Here is a 9,297-nt window from a genome sequence, read left to right on the forward strand (position 1 = left end):
CTAGCTGCGTGCGAGCGTGCTGAGCACGGCCACGGGCATGGCGCCCAGGATGTCGCGCAGTGCGAGCGTGCCGCCTTCGCGCACCGTGTACGTGGCCTCGCTGAGCCAGTCGTGCAGCGTGCCTTGCGCGCATCCTTTGGGCAATTCTATGGCCGTATCTTCCCAGCGTTCGGGCGCGACGAGCGGCGTGTCGCCATCCAGCAAGCCCGCCGCGAGGCGGGTGCCGATCACGACGGCCCACGCGTTGCCGTGACGGCGCGCGAACGCGATCACATGCGAGGCCTGCGCGCCGCTAGCCGTGAGCGGCAGATAGTCGCCTTCGCGCAGCAGTTCGGGCGCGCGCGAGCGCAGCGCGAGCAGGCGGTGCACGGTGGCCAGCTTCACCTGTGCGTTGCGCCAGTCCTTCAGCTTCGCGGCGGGCGCCTGCTCATCGAGTGCGGCCGCGCGGGCGGCGTAATCGACGGGCCGCCGGTTATCCGGATCGACGAGACTGAAGTCCCATAGCTCGGTGCCCTGATAGAGGTCGGGCACGCCCGGCGAGGTCAGCCGCAGCACCGTCTGCAGCAGCGTATTGAGCGCCCCGGCGGGCGCCACGCGCGCGACGAATTCGGCCAGCGCCTGCAGGAAGCCGTCGCGCCGCTGCGGTGCGAGGATATCGAAGAGAAATGCCTGGCAGTCCGATTCGTAGGCCTCGTCGGGCGAGAGCCAGTTCGTGCGCAGCTTCGCTTCGCGCAACGCCTTGAGCAGCCACGTCGAGACGCGCTCCGCCAGCGCACGCACGCCCGCTTCGTCGCCCGGGTCCAGTTCGGGCGGCCAGCAGCCCACCAGCGTTTGATACAGCATCGCCTCGGCTGCCGGTCCCGGCGACCAGGACGTGCCGGCCGTCCCGTCGTTGCGGCGATGCGTCTGGTTCAGCGTCGACCAGGCGCGCAGCGTGGCGCTCCAGTCGAGCGCAATCTCGCTCAACACGGCGAGCCGCGCGCGTACGTCCTCGCCGCGCTTGTGGTCGTGCGTGGCCGTGGCGAGCAGCCCATAAGGACGCCGCTGGCGCAGCCGGTTGGTCGCATGAAAGTCGTGGGGCGTGCGCGCGAAATCGTCGGGGTCTGCGCCCACTTCGTTACGCGAGAGCAGGCGGCCGTAGCGATAGAGCGCCGTGTCCTCCGTGGCCTTCGCCGCGAGCGGCGCGGTGAGCTGCGAGAACAGCGCGAGCGCCGTGCGTTGCGCGATGAGCGCGTGGCTGAGCGGCGTATTCGCCGGGTTGGCGCCCGCGCTCGCACTCGCGCCCGCGTTCGCGCCGGCTGGCGCGGCGCGTGGCGTCCTGGCGCCGCTGCCTCCACTGTTGCCGCTGCCGCTGCTGGCGCTGTTCGCGGCCGGTTCGGGCGTGCGCCCGCCTAGCCAGCCATCGACGAGGTCGAGCGCCGCGAGGCTTGCGCGCGGCAATGCGCGTCGCGCGGCGTCGAGCGCAACATCGAAATAACGGTTGTCGAGCGCGCTGCGCAAGCCGTTCGCCGGATAGATCCGGTAGATCGGAAAGTACATGGCCAGATGCGCGGCCACGCGATGCACCGACGCATAGGTGGTGTCGCGTGTGCCGGGGAGTTCGCGCGCGATGCGGTGCAGCGCGCGCGTCACGTGGTCGAGTTCCGCGGGGAGATAGGCGGCCAGCATCTCGCGGCGCGCGTCGAGCGCGTAGGCCGCGAACGGCCGGTCGTCGCTGGAGATGGCGGCCCACGCTTCGGCAAGCGGCGCCGCGCCCGCGGGATCGTGCAGCAAGGCGCCCACGTCGTTCATGAAGTCGTAGCCGGTCGTGCCTTGCACGGGCCAGTCGTCGCGCAGCGTTTCGCCTTGCGCGAGGATCTTCTCGACCACGATGAAGGGCGGCGTGGCGCGCAGCGCGGCGAGCCGCTGCCGCAGGCGCTCGCAGTACTCGCGCGGGTCCGCGAGCCCGTCGATATGGTCGATGCGCAGGCCGTCGATCACGCCGTCGGCGTAGAGGCGAAACACGAGCTTGTGCACGGCCTCGAACACGTCGTGACGTTCTACACGCACGCCGGCGAGCGCGGTGATGTCGAAGAAGCGCCGCCAGTTGATCTCGTCGGTGGCGGTGCGCCACCACGCGAGCCGGAAGTGCTGGCGCTCCAGCAGGCGGTGCAGGCGCTCGCGCGGCACCGGGTCGCCGCTTGCATAGGATTCCAGAACGAAGTCGATGGGGGCCGTGCCGACCCGCTCGACGAATGCGCGCAGCGCGTCGCGCCCGGCGCTGGCGCGCGCCTGGTCGTCGGGCTGGGTCGTGAGGCCCTGGAATGGCCCGGCGAGCGTGTTGAGATCAGCGCGGTTCGCGGACTGCAGGAGCGTCGCGTAATCGGTCGGGCAGATCGGGCACACGTGCGGCCCGTACTGCACGTAAAAGCGCGCGGCGGCGGGGTCGAACTTCAGCTCGATGCGGCCCGCGGCGAGTTCTTCGCCGTACTGTGCGCCGAGAAACGGCATCAGTACCTTGCCGCGCAGGGCGGGGTCGGGCGAGTGCCAGTCCACGTCGAAGTGGCGCGCATACGCGCTGTGACGGCCCCATTCGAGGATGTCCAGCCACCAGGCGTTGTGGCCGCCGCCCACGCCCATGTGATTCGGCACGAAGTCGGCGATGATGCCCATGCCGCGCTCGTGCACTTTCGCGGCGAAGCGGCGCAGCGCGCCTTCGCCGCCCAGCTCCGCGCTCACCGTGCCGTAGTCGACGGTGTCGTAGCCGTGCATCGAGCCGGGCTGCGCGGTCGTGACGGGAGACAGGTAGAGATGGCTCACGCCGAGCGCGGCGAAGTAGTCGAGCTGCGCGAGCGCGTCGACGAACGTGAAGCCGTGATGGAGCTGCAGGCGCAGCGTCGCGCGAGGGTGTGTCATGGCGTCGGCTTCTTTTCGGTCGCACCTGGCGCCGAGCTGGCGGTTGGGTTGGCGTCGCTCGCGCCTGCACCGGCGTTCGGGTCGGCCTGCGTGCGCGCGACGGCCTCGCGTGCGCGTACGACGGCTTCGACGCGCGCGGCGACGGCCGGATCGGCGAACAGCGTCTCGACGGGCAGCGGCAGGCGGCGGCGCCAGTTCGGATGCTCGTCGATCGAGCCGGGCAGATTCGGCTGGTCGGACAATGCGAGCAGGTCTTCGAGCGGGCAGGTGACGAGCGGGCTGCGCGTTGCCGCGACGTAGGCGAGCGCGGCATTCACGGGCGGCTCGTCGGTGGGCGGCGGTTCGGTAGCGCGCGGCGCGAGCCCGCTGTGCTGCAGCGCATGCCAGAGCGCGACGCGATCCGTCGCGCGCCGCGCACGGTCGAGCGCGACGGGGTCGCGCCCGTCGGCACGCGGGAGCGTCTGGCCGATGCGGTTTCGCCAGTCGATATCCGCGCCGCTCCACCAGCCCGCGACGGTCGGCAGATCGTGCGTGGTGGTCGTCGCGACGCCGTGCGGGTCCCAGCGCGCGGGCGCGAGAAAGCCCTTGCCGTCGTGCTCGAACCACAGCACGCGAATGCCATACAGCCCGTGCGCGGCGAGCCGCTCGCGCAGCCCTGGCGGCACGGTGCCGAGGTCTTCGCCGATCACGATCGCGCGATGCCGCCACGATTCGAGCGCGATGAGCCGCACGAGGTCGTCGAACGGATAGCGCAGATACGCGCCGTGGCGCGCGCTTTCGCCTTCGGGCACGAGCCAGAGCCTGCGCAACCCGAGGATATGGTCGATGCGCACGCCGCCCGCATGGGCGAAGGCCGCGCGCAGCATGTCGATGAACGCGCGAAAGCCGTTGGTATGCATGGCGCGCGGCGAGAACGTCGTGAGCCCCCAGCTTTGCCCGGCCTGGTTGAAGATGTCGGGCGGCGCGCCGACCGACACGCGTTGCAGCATGTCCTGCGGCAGCGACCACGCGTGCGAGCCGCCGCCGTCGCAGCCCACGGCGAGATCGGCGACGAGGCCGATCGCCATGCCGGCCTCGCGCGCGCGGCGCTGCGCGCCCGAGAGCCCAAGCGCCGCGAGCCATTGCAGGAAGCAGTGAAAGTCGACTTCGCGCCGGTGCTCCTGCGCGAATGTCGCCACGTCGGCGCTGCGCGGGTCGCGCAGCGGTTCGGGCCAGTCGCGCCAGTGACGCGCGCCGCCGGGGCCATGCAGCATGGCTTCCTGCAGTGCCTCGAAACGCGCGTGGTCTTCGAGCGCCTCGCCGCCCTGCGCGCAGAACGCGGCGAAGGCGGCGGCACGCGGCGAGCCGCTAGCGCGCTCGTCGGCGTCGAAGCGCTCGAACAGCGCGCGCAGCACCTTGAGCTTGAGCGGCAACGCACGCTGCCAGTCCACGAGCGGCGCGGCTTCGAGTTCGCGCCAGGCGTCGAGCGCATTCGCGGCCACGCTCGCGTCGTGCGCGCCCTTGGCGCCGAACTCCGCGGCGGGGTCGATATGCGCGACATTGACCCACAGGCGCGACGACGGCGAATAGGGGCTGAAGTGGCCCGCCTCGGCGCTGAACATCGCATGGGTCGGGCTCACCGCGAGCGCCTGCGCGCCGCGCCGCGCGCTTTCCGCGGCTAGCGTGGCGAGCGCGGTGTAGTCGCCGATGCCGCCGTCGCCGTTGCGTCGGAGTCCATACAATTGCGCGGCGAGCCCCCACAGCGGCGGCACCGCGCCGCTGTCGCCGTGACGTGCGCGCCAGGCGTCGGCGACGGTATGGCAGTGCGGCGGCGCGACCGCAATCGTCAGGCGATGATCGTTGACGGTGAGCGTGTGGTAGCCCGGCTCCGCGAGCGGCGCGAGCAGCGCGCTCTCGCCGCGCGGCGAGGTGAAGCGGCCCTCGATATGCTCGCCGCTTTCGAGGTCGATCCGATAGTGGCTGCCCGCGCGTACGGCCGAAGGCGGCAGCTCGATCGCGCTGTCGTATTCGGCGGTGATGAGCGGCGGTAGTCGCCGCGTCGACTGTTCAGCGTTGAGCGCGGAGGTGCTCTGGCGGATCTGCGTGGCGTTGGCGCAAGGCAGGCCCGCGCATTCCAGCAGGGCAGCGAGCGTGCTGTCGGGCACGCGCTGCACGGTGCCGTGCGCGTCGGTCCATTCGACCTCGAAGCCCGCGCGGGCGGCAAGGGTCGCGAGCGTTTCGCCGCGGCGCGCCGTGCTCATGCGTTGGGCTCCTCGCGATGCACGACGCGCGCGTCGTGTTCGCTCGAATACTCGGGCACGTCGCCGGTGAGCCATGCAATGCACGCGCTCTCCGGCAACACGCCGTTGTCGGCATGGTCGCGCGCCCGCGGTGGCGTTTCGAAGATCACCATACCCTCGGGCCGTGGCTCGAGCAGCACGCCGTCGCGGCCCAGGTTCAGCGCGATCGTGAGCGTTTCGCCATCGTCGAGGCACCAGCGCGCGACGAGCGCGGCGAGGCCGTTCGCGGCGTCGTCGGCGAGCACGGTCGCGCCGAGCGCGCGTGCGTGGTGCAGGCGCGGCATCAGCAAATGCGCCCGCACGCACAGCGCCGACTTGTAGAAGTGCATCCATTCGAGCCGTTCGCCGTCGAGCGGCGCATCGGCCAGCGGCGACGAATTCAGGAAGGTCTGCAGATCGTTCGGATCGGGAATGCGTGCGCGGCTCGCTTCGTCGTTGAACGCGCTGAATGCCTTGAATTCGCGGCGCCGGCCTTCACGCACTGCATCGGCGAGCTGGCCGGTGAAGGCGGTGAAGAACTGGAACGGCTGCGTCGAGCCGTATTCCTCTTCCATGAAGAGCAGTGGAATCTGCGGCGACAGCAGCAGCATTGCCGTGGCCGCGCGCAGGGCGTCGTCGTCGGCCAGCGTGCGCAGCCGGTCGCCGAGCGCGCGGTTGCCGATCTGGTCGTGGTTCTGCAGGAACATCACGAACGCGGTGGGCGGCAGGTGCGCGCTCGGTTCACCGCGCGGCTTGCCCGCATGCACCGGCGACGGGTCGCCCTGGTACACGAAGCCTTCGCCGAGCACGCGCGCGAGCTTGCCGATGGGCGAATCCTTGAAGGCGCGATAGTAGCCTTCCGACTCGCCGGTCAGCAGCACGTGAAAGCAGTGATGCGCGTCGTCGTTCCATTGCGCGCTGAAGTGCGATTCGAGCAGATTGGCTTCGTTGTGCTCGTTTTCGAGCACGAGGTGCACATGCCGCCCGGGCTCGACACGCGCCTTGACGTGGTCGGCCAGCTCGCGCAGCCAGTCGGTGTTGCCGATCGCGTGCGCAGCGTCGATGCGCAGACCGTCGAAGCGATATTCCGTGAGCCAGTAGAGCGCGTTGTCGCAGTAGAAGTCGCGCACTTCGAAGCGGTCGAAGTCGAGCGCTTCGCCCCACGGCGTCTTCACGTCCTGACGGAAAAACGGCTTGGCGTAGAGGCCGAGCCAGTTCCCGTCGGGGCCGAAGTGGTTGTACACGACGTCGATGAACATCTGCAGCCCCAGCCCGTGCGCGGCATCGACGAGCGCTTTCAGTTCGTCAGGACTGCCATAGGCTGCGTGCGGCGCGTAAGGCAGCACGACGTCGTAGCCCCAGCCGCGCTCGCCCGGATAGTCGTTGAGCGGCATGAGTTCGACGGCCGTCACGCCGAGCGCCGCCAGCGCGGGCAGACGTTTCATGACACCCTGATAGCCGCCCAGCGCGCCCACGTGCAGCTCGTAGAGCACGGTCTCTTCCCAGGGGCGTCCTTGCCAGTGCGCGTGCTGCCAGGCGTACGCGCGCGGGTCGAGCACTTCGCTCGGCCCGTGCACGCCCTGCGGCTGGAAGCGCGATGCGGGGTCGGGTACGCGTTGCTGGCCGTCGAGGCAGTAGCGGTACAGCGTGCCCGGACCGCACGGCGCCTGTGCTTCGAACCAGCCGTTGCCGGTCGGCGTCATGTCGAGCGGCGGCGCGTCTCTCACGTTCTCGAACACGATCTGCACCGTTTGGCACGACGGCGCCCAGAAGCGAAAGCGCGTATGCGGCTGCGCGTGCGCCGCGCCGATCAGCTGCGCGCCGAACGGCAGGCAATGCATGTATTGGCGGGTGTGCGGATCGTGCGAAAGCGGGGACATGGTGGATTCCTGGTTGCGTCCTGTTCCTATCCAGCGGCGGCTTCGTCCGGGCCCGCGGGGGCGCCCGAGCCGGAAGCGCCGGGCGTGCGACGCGGGTCCGGCGTGGGCGCGTCGCCGCGCGCGCCCGCTGGCCGGTGCGTGTCGGCACGCGCCGGACGGGCGCAGAGCACGGCGAGCGCGCGCGCGGCCAGCTCGTACGTCGTGTCGGGCAGCGCGTAGGGCGCCGCGTCGGGCCGCGCGGTATCGAGCAGCACCTCCCATGCCATGTGCGGCGCGGGCGCCATGAACGTCACCGCGCCCTGCGAGGCGTTCAGCATCATTAACAATACTTCCATTTGGCCGTGGAGTCCCGCTCCCGCGCGCCGCATGGTGAACGCGCTCGCTTCCGGGTCGTGCCAGGCCTCGGGCGAGAGCGGCTCGCCGCGTTCGTCGAACCAGTCGATGTCGTGCATGCCGGGCATCAGTTCGCGCTCGCCGAACAGAAAGCGCGTTTCGTGCAGCAGCGGATGTTCGCGGCGCAGCGCGATCACGCGCGCGGCGAAACGCGTCATCGCCTTGCCCTGGGGCGTTTCGGCGAGCGCCCAGTCGAACCACGAAATGTCGTTGTCCTGGCAGTACGCGTTGTTGTTGCCGCGTTGCGTGCGGCAGGCCTCGTCGCCGGCGAGCAGCATCGGTGTGCCGAGCGCGATGAGGAGCGTGGCCATCATCGAGCGGGCCACGCGCGCACGCGTGGCGAGGATGGCGGGGTCGTCTGTCGGGCCTTCCACGCCCCAGTTCGCGCTCCAGTTTTCATTGTGGCCGTCGCGGTTTTCTTCGCCGTTCGCTTCGTTGTGCTTGCGCTCGTACGAAACAAGGTCGGCGAGCGTGAAGCCGTCGTGCGAGGTGATGAAATTGATCGACGCCCAGGGCCGGCGCTTGCGTTTGTCGAACAGGTCCGCGCTGCCGGTCAGGCGTGCCGCGAGGTCGGCGCGCTGGCCCGGCGCGCCGCGCCAGTAGCGCCGCACGCTGTCGCGAAAGCGATCGTTCCATTCGGAAAAGCCGGGCGGGTGGTTGCCAAGCTGATAGCCGCCCGGGCCCACGTCCCACGGCTCGGAAATCAGCTTGCATTGCGACAGCACGGGGTCCTGGCGCAGCACGTCGAAGAAGCCGCCGTTCGGGTCGAAGCCTGCCGGTTCGCGCCCGAGTGTCACGCCGAGGTCGAAGCGAAAGCCGTCGATGCCGTATGAGGTGACCCAGTGGCGCAGCGAGTCGGCGACCATCTGCAGCACGCGCGGATGCGAAAAGTCGAGCGTGTTGCCGCAGCCCGTGTCGTTGATGAAGTGGCGCTCGTCGCCAGGCACGCAGCGGTAGTAGCTGGCGTTGTCGAGGCCGCGCCACGAGACGGTGGGGCCCATTTCGCCGCCTTCGCAGGTGTGGTTGTAGACCACGTCGAGCAAGACTTCGATACCTGCCGCATGAAGCTGCCGCACGGCAATGCGCATTTCGTCGGTGTCGTAGCCCACGAGGTAGCTGGGCTCGGGCGCGAAGAATGCGGCGGAATTGTAGCCCCAGTAGTTGCGCAGTCCGCGATCGATCAGAAAGCGCTCCGAGAGAAACGCGTGCATCGGCAGGATCTCGATGGCCGTCACGCCGAGATTGTGCAGATGCTCGATGAAACGTGGCGCCGCCAGCCCGGCGAACGTGCCGCGCATGTGCGTGCGCAAATCGTGCCGCTGCATCGAAAGACCGCGCAGATGCGCCTCGTAGATGACGGTGTCGCCCCACGGCGTGTTGGGGCGCCGGTCGCGCGACCAGTCGAAGTTGTCGTTCACGACCACGCACTTGGGCATGGCCGGGGCGGAATCGCGCCGGTCGATCGACAGGTCCACGCGGTTCGAATGCGCGCGGTAGCCATAGAGCGTGTCCGACCAGCGGAACTGGCCGATGAGTTGCTTCGCGTAGGGGTCGAGCAGCAGCTTGTGCGGATTGAAGCGGTGCCCGAGATGCGGCTGATAGGGCCCATGCGCGCGCAGGCCGTAGACGGTGCCGGGATGCGCGCCCGGCAGATAGCCGTGCCATACCTCATCGGTGCATTCGGGCAAGGTGTAGCGAGTGCGTTCCTTGCGGCCCGTGGGGTCGAACAGGCACAGTTCGATGCGCCACGCGTGGGACGAGAACACGGCGAAGTTGGTGCCGAGTCCGTCCCACGTCGCCCCGAGCGGCCAGGGGGAGCCGGGCAGCAGGCGCTCAGGCGGACCGTTTGCCATGACGATGCTCCATCTGTT

The 9,297-nt window shown here is 69.8% G+C and carries 4 protein-coding genes; all 4 read right to left on the reverse strand.

All coding sequences use genetic code 11. The features are described from left to right. The 4 genes from treY to glgX are packed head-to-tail and all read right to left on the reverse strand — an operon-like array spanning position 1 to position 9,279. A complete protein-coding gene (treY, locus tag AB4Y40_RS20340) occupies positions 1-2,895 on the reverse strand; it encodes a malto-oligosyltrehalose synthase (protein WP_368689297.1) in 2,895 nt (964 codons plus the stop codon). Further along, a complete protein-coding gene (malQ, locus tag AB4Y40_RS20345; protein ID WP_368689298.1) occupies positions 2,892-5,135 on the reverse strand; it encodes a 4-alpha-glucanotransferase in 2,244 nt (747 codons plus the stop codon). The genes treY and malQ overlap by 4 nt, the downstream gene beginning before the upstream one ends. Beyond that, positions 5,132-7,033, reverse strand: coding sequence for a malto-oligosyltrehalose trehalohydrolase (gene treZ / locus AB4Y40_RS20350; RefSeq protein ID WP_368689299.1), 1,902 nt, complete (start codon positions 7,031-7,033; stop codon positions 5,132-5,134). Before treZ ends, malQ begins: the two co-directional genes overlap by 4 nt. Before the next feature lie 26 nt (positions 7,034-7,059). Next, entirely contained in the window at positions 7,060-9,279 is a 2,220-nt protein-coding gene (gene glgX, locus AB4Y40_RS20355) for a glycogen debranching protein GlgX (protein ID WP_368689300.1), read from the reverse strand. Positions 9,280-9,297: the final 18 nt, after the last annotated feature.

Source organism: Paraburkholderia sp. EG287B, from assembly GCF_040965595.1.
Classification (GTDB): Bacteria; Pseudomonadota; Gammaproteobacteria; order Burkholderiales; family Burkholderiaceae; genus Paraburkholderia.

Coding starts and splice junctions, on each gene's coding strand:
- treY (WP_368689297.1), bottom strand. CDS start 2,895: ATGACACACCCTCGCGCGACGCTGCGCCTGCAGCTCCATCACGGCTTC.
- malQ (WP_368689298.1), bottom strand. CDS start 5,135: ATGAGCACGGCGCGCCGCGGCGAAACGCTCGCGACCCTTGCCGCCCGC.
- treZ (WP_368689299.1), bottom strand. CDS start 7,033: ATGTCCCCGCTTTCGCACGATCCGCACACCCGCCAATACATGCATTGC.
- glgX (WP_368689300.1), bottom strand. CDS start 9,279: ATGGCAAACGGTCCGCCTGAGCGCCTGCTGCCCGGCTCCCCCTGGCCG.